We start from the raw sequence: 23,992 nt of genomic DNA, 5'->3' as shown, positions 1-23,992 counted from the left end.
CCGCACGCGGGCGCCTCCCGCCCGCCCCGAGCGACAAGGACGACCCGATGACCGCGCTGCGCGCCTTCCTGACAGCCATCGCGCGCGCCCTGCTCCTGCTGCTGGCCGTCTCGGCCATGGTGTTCGTCGCCACCGAACTGCTGCCCGGTGATGCCGCAGGCGCCCGCGCCAGCAACGGAGCCACCGTGGAGCAAGTGGCCGCGCTGCGAGCCGAGACCGGTCAGGACCGGCCGGCCTGGCAGCGCTACACCGCGTGGCTCGGTTCCTTGGCCACCGGCCGGCTCGGAACCTCGCTCGTCAACGACCGCCCGGTCGCCGACGCGATCTCCCAACGGCTGCCCGCCTCAACCGCCCTGGTGGTCCTCGCCCTGGCATTCGCCGGCCCGCTGATTCTGGTCATCGGATGCTGGGCCGGTGCCGGCTCACGGACCCGTGGTACCCGCACCGCGGTCGTCACCGGCCTGGCCGCCGTTCCCCAGGTGGTTCTGGCCGCGGTCCTGAGCGCCCTGTTCGCAGGGGCTCTGGGCTGGTTGCCTCCGGTATCGCTGCTGCCCCCCGGGGGCTCCCCGTTGGAAAGCCCCCACCTCCTGATCCTTCCGGTGCTGTCGGTGGCCCTGCCCACGGTGGTCTTCGGGGCGGGTCTGCTCGCCGGGGCCGTCGCCGACACCGTGCGCCGCCCGCACGCGGTCGATTCCCGATTGCGCGGCACCCCCACTGTGCTCTTCTTCGCCCGCGACGTCGTGCCCTTCCTGCTCACCCCCCTGGCCCGGGTCGTCGCCATCAGCGCGGGCGGCCTCATCGCCGCCGCCACGGTGGTGGAGACCCTGTTCGGCTACCCCGGACTCGGCTCCTTGCTGGTCACGTCGGTCTCGGCCCGTGACACCCCGGTGGTCCAGGCCGTGGCGATGGCGGCCGCAGCCGTCGTCCTGGGCGGTCTGCTGCTCGCCGATGTCATCGCCGTACTCGCCGACCCCCGTCGTGCGCCCCGTCCGAAACGGCGTGCACCCCGTTACCTAGGAGTCCAGCCGTGACCCGCGTGCTGGGTACCGTTCTCGCCGTCGTGCTGATCGGGTTCACCCTGCTCGGTGAGTGGGCGGCACCGTATTCCCCCACCAGCCCCGTCACCGCTGCCTGGGCCGCCCCCACCACGGCCCACCCGCTCGGCGCCGACGCGCTGGGCCGCGACGTATGGTCCAGGGTCGTTGCCGGCGGCCGCTCCCTCGTCCTCACCGCGATCCCCGCCGCCCTCGCCGCATCGGTCGTGGGGGTGGCCGGCGGTCTGGCCGCGGGATGGGCCGGCCGCCGAACAGACCGGATCCTCACCGGTGTCGCCGACGTGTTCCTCGCCGTTCCCTCGCTGCTGCTCGCGCTGGTCGCCGCGACCCGCCTGCCCGGGAGCGCGGCCGTCATCGTCGCCACCGTGTGCGGGGGAGCGCCACTCACCCTGCGAGTGGTGCGCGACGCCGTTACCCAGATCCGCCACACCGGCTACGTGATTGCTGCTCGCACCCGCGGGGAGCGCTCCGTCGCCATCCTGGTGCGCGAGGTACTGCCCGCCATGTCCGGACTGGTGGGTGCCGATCTCGGACTGCGCCTGGTCATCGCCCTGCAGATCGCCGCGGCCCTGGGGTTGCTCGGCTTCGGCGCGGCCCCGCCCGCCCCCGACTGGGCATTGATGCTGCGCGAGAACATGACCGGGGTCGCACTCAACCCGGCTGCCGTGGCGGCCCCGGCCGTCGCGCTGGGCCTCATGACCACGACCCTGGCCCTGTTCGCCCAGAGCACGGCGCACAGGGAACGTTGACGGACCACGTCCCTCCCGTCCCCACCGCCACCACCGAGGAGCCACCAGAGATGCCCCCGACCACCGGACTCGTCCTGACCGGAATCGGTGTGCACGACGCCTCCGGTCGTCCCGTCGTCGAGAACGCCGACGTCACGATCGCCGCTGGGGAGGTCGTGGCGCTGATGGGGGAGTCCGGCAGCGGCAAGACCAGCACCGTGCTCGCCGCACTGGACGCGCTCGGCCCCGGTCTGCACCGGTCCTCCGGCACGGTGAGGTGGAACGGTGTACCGATCGGGCGCGGTCGCGCCGCACGGGTATGGCGCCGTTCGCACGTGGGGATGCTCGCCCAGGACCCGGCGGGTGCGCTTCACCCGCTGCGCAGCGTGGCCGGACTCGTGGGGGAAGGGCTCCTCGGGAGCCGTCGTGCCGACCGTGCGAAATCGGTCGCCCGGGCATTGGCCGAGGTCGGCCTGGCCCCTGAAGCACTGTGGTCGCGCCGCCCCCACGAATTGTCGGGAGGCCAGGCACAGCGCGTGGCCTTGGCCCGCGCACTGGTCGGGGAGCCGCCGCTCCTGGTCCTGGACGAGCCGACCGGTGGCCTCGACCCCGCCACCCTGGAACTCGTACGCGTGGCCCTGCGACGGCGGCGCGGTGATCCCCGCATGTCCACCCTGGTCATCTCGCACGACACCGACTTCGTCACCGGGCTCGCCGACCGGGTGGTCCACGTGGGGGAGGTGCCTGCCGTCCGTCCCCGCCCCGGGGCGCGGGTCCGCTCCGGCGGCGTTCCCGTTCTCACGGCCCGCCGACTCACCCTGGCCCAGCCTCCGGGCGGTCGCCCTCTGCTGACCGAGGCCGACCTGGCCGTACACGCGGGAGAGTGCGTCGTGGTCCTGGGGCCTTCCGGGGCGGGAAAATCCACCCTGCTCACCGCCTTGGCCGGACTGCACCGCCCGGCACAGGGGGAACTGCGGCTGAAGGACCAGGAACTTCCTTGCGGCCTGGCCGAGCGCACCCGTTCCCACCTGCGTGCCGTCCAGTTCGTCGGCCAGGACCCGGCAACCGCGCTCAACCCCGCTCACACCGTTGCCACGGCTCTTACCCGCCCTTTGCGGATTCTGGGCGGCCTGGACCGGAGCACCGCCCGTGCCCGGGTGCCCGAACTGCTCGACGCAGTGGGACTGGCCCCCCGCCTTGCCGCCCGTCGCCCGGGGGAGCTCTCCGGCGGACAGCGCCAGCGGGTCGCCCTCGCCCGCGCCCTCGCAGCCGAGCCCGACGTACTCCTCGCCGACGAGGCGACCTCTGCTCTGGACGCCGCGACCGCAGGAACGGTCCTCGACCTCCTCGACCACTTGCGGGCAACCCGTGGCCTGGCCGTCCTGCTCGTCACCCATGACCGCTCGGTGGCCCGGCGCGCCGATCGGGTACTGGAGTTCGACCCCGCCATGCGCACACTCGGTGAGTCTGCCCTTCCAATTCCCTGATCCCTGACCGGCACAGCGCTCCGGGCAGGCACCTGGCGCGACGAACCGAAAGACGGAAGGGGACACGGTGCCGCGCACCACCCGATCCCGGTCGACCCGATCCGGCGTCGGTGCGATTCGGCCCTGAGCCGGCACGGTCCCGTCGGTCACGTCGAAGGGCTCGCTGTGGGAGGACTGCGCGAGGTCTTCGTGCGGTGGGCGTCATGATCGGCGCAATGGTCCGGGCCGAGCGGGCCGGCGGGACCGGACGGGCCCCGGGAGGCGCAGACTACGGCTCCCGTGTGCGTCAGAACGCGCGGTTGGGTAGCAGGGCCTGCGCAAACAGTGGCGAGGCAGGTCTTGCGGCCCCGCCTCCACCACACAACTTCGAGGAGCACCCATGACCGAACAGAGCCCGTTCCTGACGCTGAACAACGGAGTCGAAATGCCGGCTCTGGGGCTCGGTGTCTACCAGAGCACGCCCGAGGAGACCGTGCCGGCGGTCGAGACCGCGCTCAAGGACGGATACCGGCTGATCGACACCGCAGCCGCCTACGGCAACGAGAAGGAGGTCGGTGAGGGGATCCGCCGTTCCGGTGTCGCCCGCGACGACATCTTCGTGACGACCAAGCTGTGGTTGACCGATTACGGCTACGACTCCGCGCTGAACGCCTTCGACATCAGCCTCGCCAAGCTCGGCCTGGACTACCTCGACCTGTACCTGCTGCACTGGCCCGCCCCGGCCGTGCTGGACGCCACGGTCGATTCCTACCGGGCCGCGGAAAAGCTCCTGGCCGACGGCCGGGTACGGGCCATCGGTGTGTGCAACCACGGACCCGGGCACCTGGCGAACCTCGTGGAACGCACCAGCGTGGTCCCGGCCGTCAACCAGGTCGAGCTGCATCCGTTCTTCACCCAGCAGGAGGTGCGCGACTTCGACACCAGGCACGACGTCATCACCCAGTCGTGGTCGCCCATCGGCGGGGTGAACGTCTACTCCGCAGCCGATCCGCACGCGGCGAAGAACCCTCTGCGGCATCGGACCATCGTCGACATCGCCGACGGGCACGGCAAGACACCGGCGCAGATCGTGCTCCGGTGGCACATCCAGCACGGTCTGTCGCCGATCCCGAAGTCGGTCAAGGCGCACCGTATCGCGGAGAACTTCGACGTCTTCGACTTCGTGCTGCCACCCGACGAGGTCGCCGCCATCGACGCGCTCGACACCGGGGTGCGTGGTGGACCCGACCCCGACGAGGTCGGACCCGACACGTTCTCCTGAACCACGTTCAGCGTTCGGGTGCCGCTGCGCCGTGAACCAGTGAGTCGCCCCTCCGCGTGAACGCAACCTCCCCTCGACCGTCGTACAGGCCGCACCGTCCGAGGCGTTTCGGTCGAAGCCGTTGGCGGGGGTCGTGGTCGTACGCGACCATAGGGGCAGATCGGACGACGTGGTGTGGGGAGGCGAATGAGCGCGGAGCCAACGCAGACGGTCCCCCGTCATCGGGACGTGGTGATCATCGGTGCCGGCATCTCGGGCATCGGTGCGGCGCATTACGTGGCCGGGGAACTGCCGGGAAAGTCGTACACGATCCTGGAGGCGAGGGACTCCCCCGGCGGAACGTGGGACCTGTTCCGCTACCCCGGTGTCCGGTCGGATTCGGACCTGTTCACCTTCGGATACGGGTTCCGGCCGTGGCGGGAGGACGTATCCATCGCGAAGGCGGACCGCATCATGTCCTACCTGCGAGAGACCGTCGAAGAGGAAGGAACAGCCAAGCGGATCGAGTACGGCAGACGCGTCGTCGCCGCGTCCTGGTCGTCCCGGACCGCGTTGTGGACCTTGCGGGTCCAGGGCACCCATGGCGACGAGGCGGAGACGCTCACCTGCTCATGGATCTTCTCGGCGACCGGCTACTACCGGTACGACCAGGGGTACGCTCCCGCCTTCGAGGGTCGTGACCGGTTCCGCGGGCCGGTCGTCCACCCCCAACACTGGCCGCAGGACCTCGACCACGCGGGCAAACGCGTGGTGGTGATCGGCAGCGGCGCGACCGCGGTCACGGTCGTTCCCGCGATGGCGGCCACGGCCGGACACGTCACCCAGTTGCAGCGCACCCCGTCCTATGTGCTGGCGCAGTCGGCGCGGGACCCCTTCGCGATTGCGGCCAGGAAGCTCCTGGGTGACGGCCGCGGACACGCGCTGGCCCGCCGCAAGAACATCTTGGTGCAGCGCTGGGTCTGGAAGTTCTGCCAACGCTTCCCCACGGTGGCCCGCAGGTTCATCCGGCGGGCCACCGCGAAACAGCTGCCGAACGGTTACCCGGTCGACGTGCACTTCAACCCGCCCTACGACCCGTGGGACCAGCGGCTGTGCCTGGCACCGGACGGGGACTACTTCGCCGCGATCCGCTCCGGTCGTGCGTCGATCGTGACCGACCGCGTCCGAACCTTCACCGAGACGGGGATCGAACTCGAATCGGGACGCGCGTTGGAGGCCGACATCATCGTGACCGCCACCGGACTGAACGTGCTTCCCCTCGGCGGCATCCGGCTCGACCTGGACGGCGAGCCGGTGGACTTCGCCGAACACGTGGTCTACCGGGGGATGATGCTCGACGGAGTGCCCAACTTCGCGTTCGCGATCGGATACACCAACGCGTCGTGGACGTTGAAGGTCGGCCTGTTGTGCGAGTACCTCGTCCGGCTCCTGAAGTACATGGAGGCCAACTCCTGGGCCGTGTGCGCTCCGGTGCTGCCCGCCGACGCGGGGTCGACGCGACCGTTCCTGGACTTCGGGGCCGGCTACATCCAACGCTCGATCCAGGACCTGCCCCGGCAGGGGCAGGAGTCCCCGTGGCTGATGTCGAAGGACTACCACGACGACGTGCGGCTGCTGCGCCGTGCTCCGGTCCAGGACGGAAATCTCGCCTTCCGGCGTGAACCCGAGGGCGCGCCCTCGGGCAGAAGGACGGCATGAACGGCCGGTACCGCGATCCTCCGGGAAACCCTCCTCCCGGAGGATCGGAGCAAAATCCGGCGGCGGCGCTCCCGGTAGCCTGATCCGGTGACGCGGACGCGTGCGGTCCGTACACGGTGCCCGTTGCGCCGGGCACCGTCTCCCCGAGCCGTCGTCGACCGGGCCCCGCCCGACGACACCGCTGCTTCGAGCCCGAACCCCGCCGAGGAGTCAAGAAGTGAAACGCGTACTGGTCACCGGAGGAGCCTCGGGCCTGGGCCGCGCGCTGGTCGCGGCACTCGCGGCCCGAGGCGACCGCGTCCTCGCCACCGACCTGTCCGAACAGGCTCCCGAGGATCTCCCCGAAGGCGTGGAGTACCTGAGGCTGGACGTGACCTCCGACGACGACTGGGCGATGGCGCTCGCCCGTGTCGAGCAGCGTTGGGACGGGCTGGACCTGCTGGTGAACAACGCCGGTGTGGCCGCGGGCGGACGCATAGACGTGGTCACCCTGGAGGAGTGGCGGCGGATCACCGAGACCAACCTCTTCGGGGTCGTCCGGGGATGCCGTACCTTCACCCCGCTGTTCAAACGCCAGGGATCGGGCCACATCCTCAACGTCTCCTCCATGGCCGGGCTGGTCCACCCACCGCAGATGAGCTCCTACAACACGGTCAAGGCCGCGGTGGTGGCGCTCAGCGAGACCCTCGCCCACGAGCTCGCCCCCTACGGGGTCCGCACGTCGGTGACTTGCCCCTCGTTCTTCCGCAGCGGCCTCGCCTCCTCCCTGCGGGGGAGCGACACCGAGGTGGAGGCGGGAGCGGTGTCGCTGATCAACGGGTCCAGGCTGGGCGCGGACGACGTCGCCGCCCGGATCCTGCGGGGTGTGGACCGGCGCCGCCGGCTCATCCTCACCGACCGGGACGGGCGTCTGGCACTGCTCGCCAAACGCCTGACGCGCCCGCTCTACGACTACGCGATGGGGCGTGTCGCCGAGAACGCCCACCGCAGGCAGACGTCACAGCCGGCCCCGTCCTCGCGGTAGCCCCGGGGCGCTGGGGCCGACCCGCGCCGCCGGTCGGTCCGGAAACCTCTGCGACCTCGATCATCGAGGTGGCGCACGTACCGTCCCGTTCCCGCGCGCCGAGCCTCGCACAGGCACGGGACGGGGCCGGCCGCCGTTGGACTGCCGGGTGCCCCCCGGCGAGCGCATCGAGGGTGCAGAGGCCCTGGCGGGATGCGCGGGGGCGCGGACGGGCGTGCGGGACTCCCCGGAACCAGAACCACGGGGTTCGTCCCCGGTGTGCCGTCGGTCCCGTGAGGCCACCAGTGACACCACGTCATTGCTCCGCCGTGACATTCCTCCGGGGCAAGCCATGACGCGGCACCACTGACGGATCGACGCGCCGACGGCTGAGATGGACGGTATGTCCTCTACTCCAGTCATCGACGTCGAACGTCTGAACCTCGCCTACGGCGACTTCCATGCCGTCAAGGACCTGTCCTTCCAGGTACGGCGGGGCGAGTTCTACGCCCTGCTCGGCACGAACGGGGCGGGTAAGACCTCCACCCTGGAGGCCGTCGAAGGCCACCGCCTTCCCACCTCGGGCACCGTGCGGGTCTTCGGGCAGAACCCGCGCGACCGCCGCGCCGTGCGGCCCAGGACGGGAATCATGCTGCAGGAGAGCGGATTCTCACCGGACCTGACGGTGCGGGAATCGGTCCGGCTGATCGGAAGCCTCACCCGGCGCACGGACAAGGTCGAACGCGTCCTCGACATCGTCGGCCTCACGCGCAAGGCCGGCACCAAGGTGTCCCAGCTCTCCGGCGGCGAGAAGCGGCGCCTCGACTTCGCCACCGCCGTGTACGGGGCTCCGGAGCTGATCTTCCTGGACGAGCCCACCACCGGCCTGGACATCCAGGCCCGGGACGATCTGTGGGACGCCGTGGACAAGCTGCGTGAGGACGGCTCCACTATCGTCCTCACCACCCACTACCTGGAAGAGGCCCAGCAGCGCGCCGACCGCATCGGACTCATGCACGAAGGCGTCTTCCACAAGGAGGGATCCGTCGTCGAACTGACGCGGACCCTGCCGGCCACGATCCGCTTCTCCCTTCCGGTCCCCGCGCCGGAGCCACCGCTCCAGGCAGTGCGCGAGAGCGACGGGACGTTCCTCATCGAGACCCCCGACCTGCAAAAGGACCTGCACGCCCTGCTCCGCTGGGCGCAGGACCACGCCGTGGAGTTGCGGGAACTCGCAGCCGGACCGACTCGCCTCGACGACGTCTTCCGCTCCATCGGCAGCGACCAGACCACTTTTTGAACCTTCCGAGAAAAGGACCTTCACGATGCCCTCGATCGCTCTCGGCGAGCTGATCCAGATCTTCCGGAACCGCCTGGTTCTGGTCACCATGCTCGTTCTCCCCGCGGCGTCCAGCGCGTTCTACATCTACCTGAACCAGCAGTTCACGATCGTGGACCTCGGCGGGGTCGCCGCGATACTCGTGTTCCTCGTGGTGGCAATGGGGCTGTACGCCACCACGGTGACCACGCTCGCCTCCCGTCGGCAGAACCTCTTCCTCAAGCGGCTGCGCTCCACCGCGCTGGGCGATGCCGGTATCCTCACAGGGCTCCTGCTCCCCGTCACCGGCATCACGCTGGCCCAGGTGGCGGTGATCCTGACCGTGCTGGGCGTGGTCGCCGGCGGACCGGCCAACGTTCTCCTCCTGGCCGTGGCCGTCCTCTCGACGGTGGCCATGATGCTCGGCCTGGGGCTGGCCACGGCCGGACTCACCAACTCTCCCGAGCACGCCCAGGTGACCACGCTTCCCATCATGATCGGGACCCTTGCCCTGTCCGGCTGGGTGGGGTTCACCGGCACCGAGGAACTCACCCTGTTCAAGAGGCTGCTCCCCGGCGGCTCGGCCACCGAGTTGCTGGTCAACGCCTGGAACGGCGGCACCCCCGTCATGGACTCGCTGGTTCTCCTGGTGCCCACACTGGGCTGGGTCGTCGTCGCCGTCGCGCTGGCGGCCCGGATCTTTCGCTGGGAGCCCCGCCGATGACACCCCCGTTGAACCGCGCGATCGGTAAAGCGGCGCACCGCCCGTCCCCTTCACCCGCCGGACGCTCCAGCCGATGCGCCACAGTGGGATCGGCCCGGCCGACCGGGTGCCCTCGTGCGGGAGGCCGTGGGCGGGGTACCCACACGACAGCGCCCGCACGAGTCCGCGGGCGTGGGGAGACGATCCAGAGGAGAACCGCATGGACCTGACACTGCCGCAACGGCTCTACCTGATCAGCTACGACACCGACAAGGGCCGGTTCGACCCTGTCAGCACCACCTACCGCGGCCCGCTGCTGCGCGCCGCGGCACTGGCCGAGCTGATCATCGGCGGGCTGCTGCACGGCCGTGGGGGAAAGGCGGAACACACCGCGGTCCGACCGCCGGAGGACCCGTTCCTCGCCGAAGTGCTGGCCGACGTCGCTCCGAACGAACCCGGCCACTGGATCAACGCCGTCCAGCGCGGGACGGTGAGAGCCGAGGAGGCCGTGTGCGAGCAGCTCGTCGCGAACGGGTCGATCACGGTGGAGCGCGGCCGGATGCTGGGGGTGTTCCCCACCCGCACCGTCACCCCCAATGATCCCGGACAGGTCCGCCTGCTGCGCGAGCACACGCGTAACGCGGTCGTCGCGGGCCACGACCCGGCGACGGTCCCCATCGAGGACGCCGCGCTGGCCGTGATCGCGGTCGAAGGCGACATCTGGACCGTGTTCGGCCCGCAGGAGCGCGGCACGCACAAAGCAGCGCTCAAGGCGCTCCAAAAGCGCTTCGACTCGGAGGTCCCCGCACTCCGCAACGCGATCCTCACGACCGTCGTGAACAGCAGGGCGGGAATGCGGTTCGCTTGATGCCGGCTCCATGCGCCCTGCGGGTCCCCCCGACCGGCCGGGCAGTCACCGGCACGACGTCCCGTGAGCAGGACCGGCCTCGACATGAAAGTCATGAGTTGTCGGGGTGGTGCTTTCTCCGGGACGGGGCGTCGGTGGCAGCGATGGGGCGAGCGGGACGGCCGTGCAACGCGGTTCCCGGATCACAGGGCGGACGATCCTCCCCGCGCGTTCGGAAACCGCGTTGCGCGCCGGTCCTGCCCGGGAGTGCGGCACTCCCGGGCAGGAAGGGTCAGCGGCAGGGAATGGGCGGCGTCATGAACAGTCCCTGTCCGAGGACGTCCATCATCCCGATGACGTTTCCCGTGAGTCGGAGATTGTTCCAGCTGTTGGAACGTGAACCGATGGGGTGGTTCTGCCATACCCTGAAATGTTGGGATCCGCCGTGCTGGTAACCCAAGCGCCGGGTGATCGTGTTACCGGCGGTCTTGTTGTATCGGACCACGACATTCTGGCAGTAGGTCGTCTCCAGGTGAAGAACCCCGTTGGAGAGCGACGTATTGGTGCGGCCGAGTGTGGTCGGCGCGTCGGCAGGAATGATGGTGCCGTCGTCGTAGACGACGATGTCGATGGAGTAGGAGACCTTTCCGTTTTCAGTTCGGGTGAGGTCCCCGTAGGCGAGGAGTTCCTGGTCGGAGAATACGACCTGGTCGTCACCGCCCTGGGCGACTTCCTTCGAGTTTGCGGGAGGCGCGAGAAGTCCGATGCCCAGGGCAAGTGTTGACAGTACGGACACCAGGCGGGTCGTGCTCCTTGTTCTTTCGCCCATGTGCGAGTCGATCCAATTCTTCAGTCGGTGGGGATGGTGGACGGAAGGGCCCGTTGAGGCGTCGAGTCCCACCCGTCTTCGTGTTTCCCGTTTTTGCTTCGGTGGTGGGGGCGCCGTCCCCGGTCCAGGGGTCTGGGCCGGGGCCTAGCGGCATCCGATCGCGGGGGTGAGGAAGATCTGCTGGTTGCGCACGTCCAAGATCCCGGTCACTGTTCCGGTCAGCCGGAGGCCGGACCAACTGGAGGAGTGTGTGGTCAGATCACGCTGTGACCCCCAGCTCCGGTAGGACCGGACGCCGAGATGGCTGTACCCGAGGCGGCGTTCGATGGTGGCCCCGTTCAGTTTGGTGTAACTGACCTTCACGGAATGGCAGTTGGTGGTGGTCAGGCGAAGGGTGCCGTTGTGCAGTTCCGTCTTGGTGTCGCCGAGGGTCGTGGGCGCCTGGGAGGGCAGAACCGAGCCGTCGTCGTAGGAGGTCAGCTCGATCGAGTAGGTGACCGTCCCACTGTCGGACCGTGTCAGGTCGCCGTATTCCAGAAGCTCCTCGTCCGAAAAACCGGTGACACCTTCAGCGCGGGTATCAGTGCTCTCCGCGGCCGCCGGAGCGGCCATCAGGGAGATTCCCATCCCCAGTGCCGTGCAGGCTGCGAAAAGCCGGCCCGTGATTCCTCTGGAGGTTTTCTGCATGAATTCGCTCCCCAAGTTGGTTTTTCGGTGCCTTGCAATTTTGTTCGCCGCCGAATCGGCGGGGTGCGGAAAAATTCGAATCGTATGGACATGTGAGTATCTCCGGATGCGGCTTCTTCCGGAGTGGCCTGTTCCGGTGCGGGGAAAACCCAGGAAAAAGGGCCGGGACCCGTCCCGTCCCGGCCCGGTCGAACGGCCTCAACAGCCCGGGCTGATCTGGACCCCTCCGCCCGGGCCGTGCTGGTAATTCTTGTTTCCCCTCGTCCCGGGCCCCACGCGCAGGCATTCGCGAACGCCGCCCTCGCTCCTCGACACCAGCACCCGAACACTCACCAAATGTCCGCACGGGTTGGTGAAGTTCAGGTTGGTGGCGACGGCGCCGATCGGACGCAGGGTGAACTGCGCCCTCAGCCCCGGTTCCCCGTCGCAGGGGATGTACAGGGTCTGTTGGGCCGCGTCGGTCGAGGGCCGGGGAGCGGGCGCGGTAGAGGTCTCGGCCGCAGACGCCGGAGCGGTCGGCAGCACGCCCAGCAGGAGCAGCGCGGCACAGACCTTGACGGTCGCGGGCATTCTCGTAATTCCCACGCATTCCTCCTGGTGTTCGAGGGCGAGAGCAAAGGGCAACCGATTCGCGAGGAAATGTTTTTCGATCGGCCGAAAGCCAGTGGAATCGCTTGCCTTTGCAATTTTGGCAGGAATTCCAGGGCCTGGCCATGACCGAGAGGCGACAGGTCCTTGACGATGAGTGAACCCGGACCTCCGCAAAACTGGTTCCGGCCCGCCGTGTCGGTCGCCGGAGAAATACTGGATTTCCGGTAGAAGCGTTTTTCCGGACCCGGCGGGTCCGCCACGTCCCGTCGTCGCCTGTACGGGGGCGCTCGGAAGGCGCCGTGCCACCGGGTTCAGTGGTGGCCCGAGTGGTCGCCGCCCGCATCCCGCTCTTCGGTGTTGCCGGCGGTGCGTTCCAGTACGGGGGCCTCGACCTCCACCTCGGTTCCGCTGACGAAACTAAGCGTCAGGGTCACGGTGTCGCCCACCCCGACGGGGTCGGGGATGTCGTTGACCATCAGGTGGAATCCGCCCGACTTCAGTTGCGTGGAACCGCCTGCGGGGACGGGGATCTCCTCGACGACGCGCATCTGTGAGGCCCCGCTGTCGGTCGTCACCGTCGAGCACAGGTCGGTGTCCGGCGAGGCCGAGGTGGAGGCGTCCACGAGGGCGTCGTCCTCGGTGGAGTCGTTGGCGATCGTGAGGTAGGCGACCGACATCTCCGGCATCGCCGGTTCAGGGATCCACGCTTCCTCCACCCGGAGGTCGCCCGAACGCGCGGCGCCTTTGTCGGGGCCGGTGTGTCGGGTGTCGGAAGCGTCGCCGAGCGCGTCCGATGCGGTGCCGCCGCCGCACCCGGTGGCCAGTACGGCCAGGGGCAGGGCCGCCCATGCCACCACGAGGGAGAGGCGCCCCCTCCTGTCCGGCTTCGAGCGGCGGGGGCGGCTTCGGTGCGCGGCCGTCACGAGGCCCCCTCTGTCGGTGTCCGGGACGGTGGGGTGTCCGTCCGTGCGGTGACCGCGCCCGGCGCCCCGGCCCGCTCCGGCCTCCCGCCGCGACGATCGGTCCGCGACCGCGGCCCCGGCATCGTGATCAAGGGGTGACACGTACTGCCTCGTGCGTGCGAACACGTCTTCCTCTCCTCGCCCGTTCGGTTTCCCGCCGGCTCCTTCGCCGAGCCTCCCGCGGGTGTCGGCCAAGAAGTCGTGGCCCGTCGCCGAGAAGTTCCCGGGAATGTCCACGCGGCCGCGGATCGCGTCCACCGCCCCGTGTCGAAAGCGCCGGGCCGGAGCTCTCCCGTGCGGACGCCGTGCCTCCCGTGTCTTCGACCGAAGCGCCCGGACCCGGTGCACCCGCTGTCCGCTCCGGCGCAGGCGAACGTCGCTCCGACGAGGAGAGGGGACGCCCATCGAGTGAGTGGCGCACGTCACCCGACAGGCTTCGGGGTGGGAGGGAACTTCCGTGCTCCCGCAGCCGACTCCTGTCGAAGGAGAGCACGAACGGGCCGCTAGGCGCGGTCGCCGGTAAGGAGAAGCGGGGAATGCAGAAAAAGAAGGGGAGTGCCGACTCCCGTCGGGTGCGCCGGTCGCGCGCGCTCGCCCTGATGCTCGCGGTTCCACTGGCGGTGGCTGCGGTGGCTGCGGTGGGACAGGCACCCGCATCGGCCCACGACCGGTTGATCTCCTCGACGCCGGGTGACGGAGCCGAACTCGAAGACCCTCCTGCCGAGATCGTGCTGACCTTCAACAACACGGTCATGGACATCGGGGCCGCCGTCACCGTCCTGGACGGGGACTCCCAGGTGGTGGCGGAGGGCGAGGCCGAAGTCGAGGGACCCGACGTCACCCAGACGGTGCGGGCCGGACTGCCCGACGGCGGCTACGGGGTGCGCTGGCGGGTCATCTCCAGCGACGGGCACCCCATCAGCGGGAGTTTCACCTTCACCCTCGGCGACCATTCGGCCGCGCCCCCGGCCCTGGTCCCGCAGGAGGAGACCGGGCAGGCAACGGACCCCGCACCGTCCGCCGACGCCTCCGCCGTGGACCACCCCTCCGCCCTTCCACGGATGCTGACGCCGGCCGTGATCGGGGCCGGTGCGGGCGCGCTCCTCTACTTCCTCGCCGCGAAGACCTCCGCCAGGCGTTCCCGCACCACACACCCACCCGCATGACCCCAGACCGCGATCCACCATCAGCAACCACACGAAAGAACAGGGAGACACCGCACATGCGAACGACAGCCGTCACTCCACTGGCCGCCGGCACCCTTGCCGCCCTTCTCCTCACCGGCTGCGCCGGGCAGGACGGTGCACAACCCCAGGCCGACGCCGACCGGGCCGAACAGCACACGCAGGCCGACTCCTTCGCGATCGAGGACGCCTGGGTCAAGGCGGTGACCGCCGAGGACGGGATGACCGGTGCCTTCGGCCTGCTGAACAACCCCGCCGACGGCGACCTCTCCGTGGTGGCGGCGTCCTCGCCGGTGGCCGGCATGGTCGAACTGCACGAGGTCGTCACCGGCGACGACGGCAACGCCGTCATGCAGGAGAAAGACGGAGGCTTCCTCGTGCCGGCCGGGGACACCCACGTCCTGGAGCCCGGGGCCGACCACATCATGCTCATGGGCCTCACCGAGGATCTCGATCCCGGAACCGAGGTCGCTGTGGAACTGGAGTTCTCCGACGGATCCACCCTGGAGTTCAGCGCCCCGGTGAAGGACTACGAGGGAGCCAACGAGAACTACGACGACGGCGCGGGCCACGGCGAGGAGCACTAGGGAAATGCACCCCGACAGATCCCCGGAACCGGCCGCCCCCTCCACGGGGCGGCTGAGCCGGCGTCACCTCCTCCTGGGGGGCGCCGCGGCCGGTGTGGGCGCCGCGGCGCTGGTCGGCGCGGACTCCCTGCTCAACACGCGCTCGACCCCGCCCTTGGGGGAGACACCTGGCGCCGCCGCGCACGGAGGGCAGACCGTCCCCTTCCACGGCACGCACCAGGCCGGGGTCGAGACGCCCCCGCAGGCCCACGGAAAGTTCGTGGCCGTCGACCTCGCCGAGGACGTCGACGCCGAGAAGATCCGCCGCCTCCTCACCCTGCTCAGCGACGACGCCGCAAAGCTCACCCAGGGGAAGGCGGCGCTGGCCGACTCCGAACCCGAACTCGCCTTCGTCCCGGCCCGCCTGACGGTGACGTTCGGGTTCGGCCCCGGACTCGTCGACCGCGTCCCCGGAGTACCCGCGCCCGCCTGGCTCAAGCCGCTCCCGGAGTTCTCGGTGGACCGGCTCCGCCCGGAGTGGAACAGCGGCGACCTCCTGATGCAGATCTGCGCCGACGATCCGCTCACCGTCTCCCACGCGGCCCGCATGCTGATCAAGGACACCCGGGCCTTCGGCACCGTGCGCTGGACCCAGGACGGGTTCCGCCGCGCCTATGGGGCCGAACCCGACGGCACCACCATGCGCAACCTCATGGGACAGGTCGACGGTACCGTCAACGCCCGACCCGACACCGACGCGTTCGAGACGATGGTGTGGGAGCCCCGCGACAACCCCGAATGGCTGCACGGCGGCACCGGGATGGTGGTCCGCCGCATCGCGATGGACCTGGACGAATGGGACCGCCTGGACCGTCCGGGCAGGGAGGAGTCGGTCGGGCGCCGCCTCTTCGACGGGGCGCCGCTGACCGGCGGCACCGAGCACGACGAACCGGATTTCGACGCCCTCACCCCCCTGGGCTTCCCCCGCATCGCCGAGTACGCCCACATCCGCCGTGCCCGCTCGGACAACCCCGACGAACAGGTCTTCCGCCGCGCCTACAACTACGACGTCCCCACCCTCGGCGATGAGGGGCAGGACGCCGGACTGATCTTCGTCTCCTACCAGTCCGACGTCGACCTCCAGTTCGTCCCCATCCAGCGGCGCCTGGACGAGCTGGACCTCCTCAACGAGTGGATCAGCCCCATCGGTTCGGCGGTCTTCGCCGTTCCGCCGGGCTGCGCCGAGGGCGGTTTCATCGGGGAGACCCTGTTCCCGGCCTGACCGGAGGGCCCCGGTGCGCGCGCCGGGGCCCTCCCCGTGAGGAACCGTCGTGACCGGCCGAACCGGCGGCCGGTCGGTTGTTCAGTCCGTCTTGACGGTTCCAAAGCGCAGTCGTCCGAGCAGGGCGTCGACGACGAGGAAGAGCACCAGGGACACCCCCAGCACCGGCATCAGCCAACCGACCGCAACGGCCGCGACGGCCACGATCGCCTTCAACCACCACGGGAGCGCCTTCCACGTCCCCCGTCCAGGAGCACGGCCCAACGCCGGACCGCGACCGGTGGGGCGGCGCTGCCACCACATCCGGTAGCCCAGCACCATCACTGTGAGCAGCCCCAGCATCAAGGCGGTGAGGACGACCTGGTTGGCGACCCCGAACAGCAGCCCCATGTGCGCGTCGATGCCCCAGCGGCTGAACTTGGCCATCAGCGGATAGTCGGAGAACCGGACCTCGTCGACGACCGCACCGGTGCCGGGATCCACAGCCACGGCATCGGCACTGGTCGGCCACCGTTTGTCCAACTCGCTCACGGTGTAGGTGGCGCCGTCCGCCACCGGGTAGACGACCTCCACCCGGCCGTCGACGTCGAAGGCCCGGGCACTCTCCAGCACCCGGTCGACCCCCACGTCGACGCCGATCGGACCGTCGGAGCCGGCGGGGACCTCCGCGGTGACCGAAGGCGTCTCCCACGCGAGCGCCGCGCGGATGCCGGCCACGTTCTCCCCGGCGAACTGCGACCAGGTCAGACCGGTCGCCGAGAGGAAGAACAGGCCGGCCAGCGCCCAGACCCCGATCGCTCCGTGAAAGGACAACGTCCTGCGCAGCCCCCGCGCCGTCGGTTCGGGCAGGAGCACCCCCCGCACGCGCTTCCTGCGCCGACGCCGCGCCACCCACAACGCCGCGCCGCCCGCTGCTATCAACCACATCCAGCTCGCCGCGAGTTCGCTGTAGACCCGGCCCACGTCGCCCATGTGCAGGTTGCGGTGCAGCAGGTCGATCCAGGTGCGCACTGGAAGGGCCCCGCTGCTGCCGTAGGACACCAGGGACCCTCGGACCTCGCCGGTGTAGGGGTCGACGAAAACGGCCTGGCGGTGACTCTCGCCCAGCCCGTCGAGGTCGAAGAGCACTCGGGTGGTGTCGGAGGGGCCCTCGCCGGGACGAACGGCCCGCAGGGTTCCCGCGGGCAGTGCTTCCTCCGCGGCGGCCACCTGTTCGCGCAGGGGAAGCCGCTCGTCGCCGACCGGTACGTACAGCTCGTGGCGGTGGACGACCTCTTCGAGTTGCGGTGTCCAGACGTAGAGCAGTCCGCTCAGCGCCGCGACGAAGATGAACGGCGCCACCAGCACGCCGGCGTAGAAGTGCAGACGCAGTACCAGAGGGCGCAACAGGGACCATGCGGAGGTCGAGGACGTCGGCCCTTTTCCGGCCGGGGCCGGTCCGGGGGCCGGCTGCGGATCCTGTTGGCCGGGAGAGTCGGGAGGACCGGAAGGGACAGTGGGGGATGGTCGATCGTCGGTGGACACGCGCGGACTCCTGTGTGTGTTCCGCTCCGATGAGCGAAAAAAGGGGCAACGGGTAGACAAGTCGGGCCCCGGTCCATGGAAGTTCCCGGCCGCGCCGAGAAGTTCCGGCGTGCGCTCCCGTCGCATACACGTGGTGGAGCCGAGGAGCCTCTTCCCCGTCCCCCCGGGGCAGCGTGCGCCACGGCTCCGATCCCGGTCCGAGCCCTGACCGCGGCTCGGAAGTGGACACGGGGTCTTGCCGACGCAGGCCCTTCCTGAGGGGGACGATCGGATCGTGCCCAGGTAGCCGTCAACGACCGTCCCTCCGCGCCCAGAGCCCTGAAATGCCGCTCCAAAACATGCCCTGAACAGGGAGAACAGTTTCCCGGCGGTGGTCGTGGGTACATGGGGCGAACACGCTCTCATCACTCCTGAACGGCGACGAACCGGATATCCGGTGCGGGTGTTCGCGCCGTGGCCGACCGGGGAGATCGCATCCCCAGGAGGGCGTAGCGATCGCGGGGATGTGCCGCGAACCACGCAGAAGGGTGCCGGGAAGGTGAATCACAGTACTCAGGAGGCCGAGAACAGCAAGAGCCAGACCAGCCATGACAGTGAAAAGAGAACCCGGGAGGACGACGCGTCGGGGCAGGGGACCGTGGAGTCCGTACCCACGCAGGCGAAGCAGTCGCAGCGCGCAGAGAAGGTTCCGGAGCCCCGTCGCGCTCCCGTCGACCGTGTCGCCGGAAGCGGGGAGACGGACGTGCTCCTCGACGTCCCGACCCTGAAGGTCGACGAGATCGAACTCGAGGTCGAGAACCTGCTGGCCTCCGTCTCGCTCCAGGCCGAAGTGCTGGACCTGCTCAAACTGAAAGTGGGGGCGGACGTCGGACTCGGCCGTGTCCACCTCAACATCAAGGGGGTCGAGGCCCAGGCCCTGCTCAAGGTCCGGCTCGACAACGTCCGGGAAATCATTACGCGCGTCCTCCAGACCATCGACGCGAACCCGCAGATCCTGGAACACGTGGCCCGAGGGGTGGAATCCACTCTCGACCAGGTGGCGGGCGGCGCGGGGCAGGCCGTGGGAGCCCTGGGACAGGGTGCGGCTGGTGCTGTGGAGGATGTCGGTCGGGGTGCGGGCACCGCCGTCGGGGACGTCGGTCGGGGTGCGGCTGGTGCTGTGGAAGGTGTTGGTCGGGGCGCGGCTGGTGCTGTGGAGGATGTCGGTCGGGGTGCGGGCACCGCCGTCGGGGACGTCGGTCGGGGTGCGGCTGGTGCTGTGGAAGGTGTTGGTCGGGGCGCGGCTGGTGCTGTGGAGGGCGCCGGTCGAGGTGCGGGTGCTGCGGTCGGGGGCGTTGGTCATGGTGTGGCCGGCACTGTGGGGGACGTTGGTCAGAGTGCGGGCACCGCTGTCGGGGATGCCGGTCAGGGCGTAGCCGGCACCGTGGAGGGCGCCGGTCAGGGCCCGGGCGATGCGGGCGAGGACGGCGGCAAGGACGCACGGAAACACGGTGGAGGGCATCGGTCGGGGCGCAGGAACCGCGGTCGAGGACACCGAGGGGGCAGGCGGCGCGGCCGAGGACGCGGAGGCGGCGAAGAGGGCCGGAGTGGACGCGGAGATCATGGATGACCAGAAGGAACCCGAATACGACGTGGAGATCGGTGCCGCCGTGTCCGCGGACGAACTGACGTTCCACGAGGAGCCGGAAGTCCGGTCCCGGTATTGGGGGGAACCACAGTCGGAGGGCACTGCGGGCAGCACCCGGTCGGGTGTGCCCAGGCCCGTCGAACCCGGGGTGGTCTACGAGGACATCCACGTCGACTACCGGCTGGCCGGCCGCATCCGTTCGTCCGGGGAACGGCCGGAGGACGGCGCCGACGAGGAATGACCGCCCGGAGCTGTGCTCTCCACCGGCGTCCCGGACGCACACGGCGCCGCGCTAGCAGCCCCGCTCCAGCGTCGACATCGCATTGAGGGGGCGCGGGCAGCGGATGCGCGTCGATGGCACGACGATGCGTGGAGGGGGCGAGTTCAGACGTCCTCCCCCAAGCCCGGACGGACAGGGCCTTCGTGTGCGCGGGCTCTGAGCCCGCGCTGCCCCGTTGACGAGCCTGCCGACGAGTGCTCGACCGAGGCTGTCGAAGGCCGGCGCCCGGCACGGAGTAGCGCAGTACGCGGCCGCCGCTCCACGGCTGTCGGTTCTTCGGTCGGGCACCACGAGCTCCGGCCGCCAAGAAGTACACCTGCGCGGGCACCGGTCGGTGCGGCGTCGGTCCGTCCCGGACCCACACCCCACGCCATGACCACCGATCCGGATCATCTGCTCCACGAACGAGGAGGGGCCGCCGAGACCCGGGAGTGGTACCGACAAACCGTCGGAGCCGCCGATGCCGGCCACACCGATGCCATGATCAACCTGGGCAACCTGTTCCACGGGTGGGGTGATGTCGAGGACGCCCGGGAGTGGTATCGCCGAGCGGCCGAGACCGGCGACACCCTCGCCATGGCCAACCTGGGCACCCTCGCCCACGAACGAGGTGACGCCGATCAGGGGCAGCGGTGGTGGGCGCGCGCTGCCGAGGTCAGGGGCACCGGCCGATAGCGACCGGGTGTGTCGCTGCGGTCCTGGCGTCGAGGCGCCAGGACCGTTCACCGGTCGATGGCGGCCGGGAAGGGTTCGCGCCAATGGGGCAGTCCAGTGCTGTGCAGGCCGGCTTGCAGGACGAGCGGCCGTTTTCTCCGGCAGGGGCGTCCACCTGCTCCGGACGGGGCGAACCCGACGATCCGGGTGCGCCCCGTCCGGACGAGGGAATTCGCGTCGACCACCACCGCGGACTCACCGGCTGGGACGGCCTGTCGGAACCTACGGCCGGACCTCCGTGCCCCGCGCCCTTGACCGCGTCGCCTTCCCGGCATTGCGAAAGAGGTGAGATCAGGCGGCCGCCCGGTCGGACTCCCGCGCGGCGGTCCAGCGCGCGAACACCTCGTCGTAACGGGAACTGCGCCGTTCGTCCGGCGTCACCACGCTGAATGTGAGGCCGAGCCGGTCGCGCGCCTCGTCGAGGTCGCGCACTTCACCGATCCCCACCAGTGCCAGGGCGGCCGCACCGACCAGGGTCACATCGGGATTGCTCGCGACGTGCACCGCCCGCCCGAGGACGTCCGCGCGCAGCCGCGCCACCTGGGTGGAACGGGCAGAGCCCCCCGCGAACAGCATGGGCAGTCCACGGTGCGGATCCAGCAGATCGGCCCCTTCCCGAACGGTGAAGCCCGCTCCTTCCTGCGCGGCACGGAGAATCTCCGCCGGCCCGTGCTCCGGGCCCTGCCCGAGGACGGCGCCCCGCGCATCGGGCCGCCAGCGGGGGAACCTCTCACCGGAGAAGCCGGGGAAGACCAGCAGCTCGCGGCTGCCCACCGGCACGGCACCGAGCCTCTCGTCGTCGACCGCCCCCACCAACGACCGCCAACGGGCGACCGCGCCGCCGGTCATCCCGGTCGCGCCCCCGGCGGTCCACATCGCGCGAACCATGGACGGATTCACCACGGCCCCGTCCCGTGCACGGGCGGGATCATCGATCAAACGGGCCAGCACATCGGTCGTTCCCGCCACGTTCGCGATCCCCGAGGAGGTGGTGCCGAGCAGTACGCCGATGCCGACCGAGCCGTCCGGGCCACCCGAGACGACCGGTGTCCCCTCCGGCAGGCCGGTGCACCGTGCTCCGACACCGTGGACCTCCCCGACCACCGAGGTCGGTTCCACCTGCGCAGGGAACCAGCTTTTCGGGAGCCCCAGGGACCGCAGCGCGTCAAACTGCCAGGACCGGGCGCGCACGTCGGAGCCCAGGGTGTAGGCGGCATTTACCGTGTCCGAGGCCACGCGGCCGGTCAGCCGGGCCACGAGGAAGTCCTTCGGGCTCAGCAGCGCGTGGACCTGCTCCCCGGGACCGGACCCGCCCAGTGTCAAGGCGAGCGCGACAGCCCCGCCCGAGAGCGCGGGACGTCCGGCGGCGGCGAGCAGCGCCGCCTGCCGCGCACGCGGCAGGCGGCTCAGCAGGTCCAGGCCCCGGGTGTCGGACCACCCGCCGCCCGGCAGCACCGGATCGAGGCACGCGTCCACGGCGACACTGCCGATGTGCGCGGACACGCACAGCGCGCGGGGCCGGGACTCCACGGCGAGCTCGCGCAGCGATTCGCCGACCTCGGCGAAGAGCCCGGAGGCGTCGAAGAGGTCACCGACACCCGTGGTGCGCGCGACCCGTGCGGAGCGCAGCAACCCGCCGGAGAGGTCGAACAGTCCGGACCGCACCGCGGAGGTACCGACGTCGACGGCGACGACGGTCTGCTCGGAAGCGCTCATTCGGCGTCGATCCGCAGCAGGAGCGGGAATTCCGGGAGCGTCCAGCTGTTGGTGTACTCCACGGCGCTTTCGGTGTCGGAGTAGGTGATGCGGAGGGAATGCAGCACCGCTCCGCCCACCGGCGCCGAGAGCGCCCCCGCCTCAGCGGGTTCCAGCAGGGCCGCCGTCATCGTCTGATCCGCCCATCGGAGCTTCAGGCCGTGTCTCTCCGTCAGGGTCCGGTAGAGGGAGCCGTCCACCAGAGGGTCGCGCGCCAGACCGGGGGCGGCGGCGTAGGGCACCCACGCGTCCTGCACCGCCGCCGGCACCCCGCCGACGAGGCGCAGGCGCTTGATCCGGTTCACCGCGTCGTCGACCTCCAGGCCCAGTCCCTCGGCGACCTCCTGTGGAGCCTTTTCCTCGGTCGCCGAGAGAGTCCTGCTGGTAACGGCCACATCGGAGCCCGCGAGCTCCTGGGCGAACGAGCGCAACCGGTTGAGCCGCCGTCCACGACGCGGGTTCTCCCGCACATACGTGCCGCTGCCGCGCTTGCGCGTGACCAGCTCATCGGTGATGAGCAGGTCGAGGGCCTGCCGCACGGTCATGCGGCTCACCTGGTACCGGCGGGCGAGCTCGGGCTCGCTCTCCAGCTTCGCACCGGCCTTCAGCGCGCCCGAGGTTATCTGGGAAAGGATGTCGTCGTAGATCACCCGGTAGAGGACGCTCCGCGGCATCAGATGACGCCCTCGGCGCGGAGCTGCCGGATCTGTTCGGCGTTCAACCCCAGGATGCTCCCGTACACGTAGTCGTTGTCCTCGCCCGCCTGCGGCGGTGCCTTGCGCACCGTGGGCGGCGACTTCTCCATGTGGATGGGATTGTTCGGCATGCGGATCGTTCCCAGCGACGGATGTTCTGCTTCGACGATCATGCCACGCGCCGCCAATTGCGGAGAGGCCGCGACCTCGCGGACGCTGGCGACATTGGCGTAGGGCACCCCCGCCGCGTCGAGCCGGCGGGCGATCTCCTCACGGGTGAGCCCCTCGGCCCACTGCTGGATCGCCGACTCCAGGGCGGCCTGGTCGGCCATTCTGCCCTCCACCGTGGCGTAGCGCGGATCGGCGGAGAGCTCTTCGCGGCCCATCACCGAGCAGAGCTTCGGAAACAGTGACGCCGTCCCGGCCTGGATGTAGATCGGACCGTCGGCCGCCTCGTACACGTTCACGGGGGCGGTGAGGAGGTCGCGCGACCCCGAACGGGGCATCTCCAGCCCCAGCATGAGCTCCGCGATCAGCCGGGTGCCCAGCGCGGAGAACATCGTGTCGTAGCTGGCGATGTCGACCAGCTGCCCCTCTCCCGTGCGTTCCCGGTGCGTCAGCGCCGCCATGGCACCGATCGCCCCCTGGTACCCGGTGGTGTAGTCGGCGATGTAGGTCCCGCTCAGGGTCGGCCTGCCGTCAGGATCACCCGTCATGCTCATCAGGCCGGACGAGGCCTGGGAGATCGCGTCGAACAGGGCACGGGGCGATTCCGGCCCGGTCTGCCCGAACCCGGAGATCGAGACGAGGACGACGGATTCGTTGATCTCCTTCATCCGCTCGTACCCCAACCCCATTTTCTCCAGGGTGCCGGGCCGGAAGTTCTCGACGACGACGTCGGCCCAGCGCACCAGGTCCTCCAGGATCGCCTTGGCGCGCGGGTGGCGGGTGTCCAGGGTCGCGGCCTGCTTGTTGCGGTGGTAGAGGAACATGTAGATGCTCTCGCCCTGCCAGTACGGCCCGTGGTGACGGGAGTCCTCGCCGCTGGGGCGCTCGATCTTCACCACCTCGGCACCGAAGTCCCCGAGGATCTGGGCGCACAGCGGGCCCGCGATGAAGCGTGAGAGGTCGAGGACCTTCACGCCGTCGAGCGGTCCCGGGGTGTGCTCGCTGTCCTGCTGCTCCATGTCGGCCTC

General features: G+C 70.0%; 23 protein-coding genes. 14 read left to right on the top strand and 9 right to left on the bottom strand.

Going from position 1 to position 23,992, the window contains the following annotated elements:
• The first annotated feature begins 47 nt into the window (after positions 1-47).
• The 9 genes from QSJ59_RS22450 (at position 48) to QSJ59_RS22410 (ending at position 10,121) form a co-directional block, all read left to right on the top strand.
• A complete protein-coding gene (locus QSJ59_RS22450; protein WP_285761732.1) occupies positions 48-1,031 on the top strand; it encodes an ABC transporter permease in 984 nt (327 codons plus the stop codon).
• Positions 1,028-1,804: an ABC transporter permease gene (locus tag QSJ59_RS22445; protein ID WP_285761731.1), complete on the top strand. Its 777-nt coding sequence runs from the start codon at positions 1,028-1,030 to the stop codon at positions 1,802-1,804. The genes QSJ59_RS22450 and QSJ59_RS22445 overlap by 4 nt, the downstream gene beginning before the upstream one ends.
• A gap of 50 nt (positions 1,805-1,854) precedes the next feature.
• Positions 1,855-3,270 carry an ABC transporter ATP-binding protein gene (locus QSJ59_RS22440; RefSeq protein WP_285761730.1) on the top strand — a complete coding sequence of 472 codons (1,416 nt, stop codon included), beginning with the start codon at positions 1,855-1,857 and terminating at the stop codon, positions 3,268-3,270.
• A 379-nt stretch (positions 3,271-3,649) separates the two neighbouring features.
• Positions 3,650-4,531, top strand: a complete 882-nt coding sequence (locus QSJ59_RS22435; protein ID WP_285761729.1) for an aldo/keto reductase — start codon at positions 3,650-3,652, stop codon at positions 4,529-4,531.
• Positions 4,532-4,717: 186 nt separating this feature from the next.
• Positions 4,718-6,229 carry a flavin-containing monooxygenase gene (locus QSJ59_RS22430; protein WP_285761728.1) on the top strand — a complete coding sequence of 504 codons (1,512 nt, stop codon included), beginning with the start codon at positions 4,718-4,720 and terminating at the stop codon, positions 6,227-6,229.
• Between the two features lie 217 nt (positions 6,230-6,446).
• Positions 6,447-7,253, top strand: a complete 807-nt coding sequence (locus QSJ59_RS22425) for an SDR family NAD(P)-dependent oxidoreductase (protein ID WP_285761727.1) — start codon at positions 6,447-6,449, stop codon at positions 7,251-7,253.
• Positions 7,254-7,635: 382 nt separating this feature from the next.
• Positions 7,636-8,532: an ABC transporter ATP-binding protein gene (locus QSJ59_RS22420; RefSeq protein ID WP_285761726.1), complete on the top strand. Its 897-nt coding sequence runs from the start codon at positions 7,636-7,638 to the stop codon at positions 8,530-8,532.
• A gap of 25 nt (positions 8,533-8,557) precedes the next feature.
• The gene (locus tag QSJ59_RS22415; RefSeq protein WP_285761725.1) at positions 8,558-9,274 is read left to right on the top strand and encodes an ABC transporter permease; all 717 of its coding nucleotides are present in this window, start codon (positions 8,558-8,560) and stop codon (positions 9,272-9,274) included.
• Between the two features lie 199 nt (positions 9,275-9,473).
• Positions 9,474-10,121: a GOLPH3/VPS74 family protein gene (locus QSJ59_RS22410; RefSeq protein WP_285761724.1), complete on the top strand. Its 648-nt coding sequence runs from the start codon at positions 9,474-9,476 to the stop codon at positions 10,119-10,121.
• Between the two features lie 271 nt (positions 10,122-10,392).
• On the opposite strand, the gene QSJ59_RS22405 is transcribed toward QSJ59_RS22410, so the two are convergent.
• From QSJ59_RS22405 to QSJ59_RS22390, 4 genes are all read right to left on the bottom strand, one after another.
• Positions 10,393-10,896 carry a hypothetical protein gene (locus QSJ59_RS22405; RefSeq protein WP_285761723.1) on the bottom strand — a complete coding sequence of 168 codons (504 nt, stop codon included), beginning with the start codon at positions 10,894-10,896 and terminating at the stop codon, positions 10,393-10,395.
• 177 nt (positions 10,897-11,073) lie between these two features.
• Positions 11,074-11,616, bottom strand: a complete 543-nt coding sequence (locus QSJ59_RS22400; protein WP_285761722.1) for a hypothetical protein — start codon at positions 11,614-11,616, stop codon at positions 11,074-11,076.
• Positions 11,617-11,814: 198 nt separating this feature from the next.
• Positions 11,815-12,201, bottom strand: coding sequence for a hypothetical protein (locus tag QSJ59_RS22395; protein WP_285761721.1), 387 nt, complete (start codon positions 12,199-12,201; stop codon positions 11,815-11,817).
• Positions 12,202-12,518: 317 nt separating this feature from the next.
• Positions 12,519-13,061 (bottom strand): copper chaperone PCu(A)C, encoded by a 543-nt coding sequence (locus QSJ59_RS22390; protein WP_285761720.1) that lies wholly within the window; start codon positions 13,059-13,061, stop codon positions 12,519-12,521.
• Positions 13,062-13,705: 644 nt separating this feature from the next.
• Here QSJ59_RS22390 and QSJ59_RS22385 point away from each other — a divergent pair.
• Genes QSJ59_RS22385 through QSJ59_RS22375 form a run of 3 tightly spaced genes read left to right on the top strand, consistent with a single transcriptional unit; the run spans position 13,706 to position 16,201 of the window.
• A complete protein-coding gene (locus tag QSJ59_RS22385) occupies positions 13,706-14,335 on the top strand; it encodes a copper resistance CopC family protein (RefSeq protein WP_285761719.1) in 630 nt (209 codons plus the stop codon).
• 56 nt (positions 14,336-14,391) lie between these two features.
• Positions 14,392-14,940: a copper chaperone PCu(A)C gene (locus QSJ59_RS22380; protein WP_285761718.1), complete on the top strand. Its 549-nt coding sequence runs from the start codon at positions 14,392-14,394 to the stop codon at positions 14,938-14,940.
• 4 nt (positions 14,941-14,944) lie between these two features.
• Positions 14,945-16,201, top strand: coding sequence for a Dyp-type peroxidase (locus QSJ59_RS22375; RefSeq protein ID WP_285761717.1), 1,257 nt, complete (start codon positions 14,945-14,947; stop codon positions 16,199-16,201).
• Between the two features lie 81 nt (positions 16,202-16,282).
• On the opposite strand, the gene QSJ59_RS22370 is transcribed toward QSJ59_RS22375, so the two are convergent.
• The gene (locus QSJ59_RS22370) at positions 16,283-17,725 is read right to left on the bottom strand and encodes a PepSY-associated TM helix domain-containing protein (RefSeq protein WP_285761716.1); all 1,443 of its coding nucleotides are present in this window, start codon (positions 17,723-17,725) and stop codon (positions 16,283-16,285) included.
• Between the two features lie 289 nt (positions 17,726-18,014).
• Entirely contained in the window at positions 18,015-19,226 is a 1,212-nt protein-coding gene (locus QSJ59_RS22365; RefSeq protein ID WP_285761715.1) for a hypothetical protein, read from the bottom strand.
• Between QSJ59_RS22365 and QSJ59_RS22360 the strand changes: the two genes are divergently transcribed.
• The gene (locus QSJ59_RS22360) at positions 19,216-19,593 is read left to right on the top strand and encodes a hypothetical protein (protein ID WP_285761714.1); all 378 of its coding nucleotides are present in this window, start codon (positions 19,216-19,218) and stop codon (positions 19,591-19,593) included. The two genes, QSJ59_RS22365 and QSJ59_RS22360, sit on opposite strands and share 11 nt — an antisense overlap.
• Before the next feature lie 411 nt (positions 19,594-20,004).
• Positions 20,005-20,307 carry a tetratricopeptide repeat protein gene (locus QSJ59_RS22355; protein ID WP_285761713.1) on the top strand — a complete coding sequence of 101 codons (303 nt, stop codon included), beginning with the start codon at positions 20,005-20,007 and terminating at the stop codon, positions 20,305-20,307.
• A 330-nt stretch (positions 20,308-20,637) separates the two neighbouring features.
• On the opposite strand, the gene QSJ59_RS22350 is transcribed toward QSJ59_RS22355, so the two are convergent.
• Genes QSJ59_RS22350 through QSJ59_RS22340 form a run of 3 tightly spaced genes read right to left on the bottom strand, consistent with a single transcriptional unit; the run spans position 20,638 to position 23,983 of the window.
• Positions 20,638-22,062, bottom strand: coding sequence for a xylulokinase (locus tag QSJ59_RS22350; protein WP_285761712.1), 1,425 nt, complete (start codon positions 22,060-22,062; stop codon positions 20,638-20,640).
• On the bottom strand, positions 22,059-22,775 hold the full coding sequence (locus tag QSJ59_RS22345) for a GntR family transcriptional regulator (protein ID WP_285761711.1): 717 nt from the start codon (positions 22,773-22,775) through the stop codon (positions 22,059-22,061). The genes QSJ59_RS22350 and QSJ59_RS22345 overlap by 4 nt, the downstream gene beginning before the upstream one ends.
• The gene (locus tag QSJ59_RS22340) at positions 22,775-23,983 is read right to left on the bottom strand and encodes a CaiB/BaiF CoA transferase family protein (RefSeq protein WP_285761710.1); all 1,209 of its coding nucleotides are present in this window, start codon (positions 23,981-23,983) and stop codon (positions 22,775-22,777) included. Before QSJ59_RS22340 ends, QSJ59_RS22345 begins: the two co-directional genes overlap by 1 nt.
• Positions 23,984-23,992 lie beyond the last annotated feature (9 nt).

This window comes from Nocardiopsis ansamitocini, from assembly GCF_030268225.1.
Lineage (GTDB): Bacteria > Actinomycetota > Actinomycetes > Streptosporangiales > Streptosporangiaceae > Nocardiopsis_D > Nocardiopsis_D ansamitocini.
This window is presented reverse-complemented; position numbering and strand designations above follow the sequence as displayed.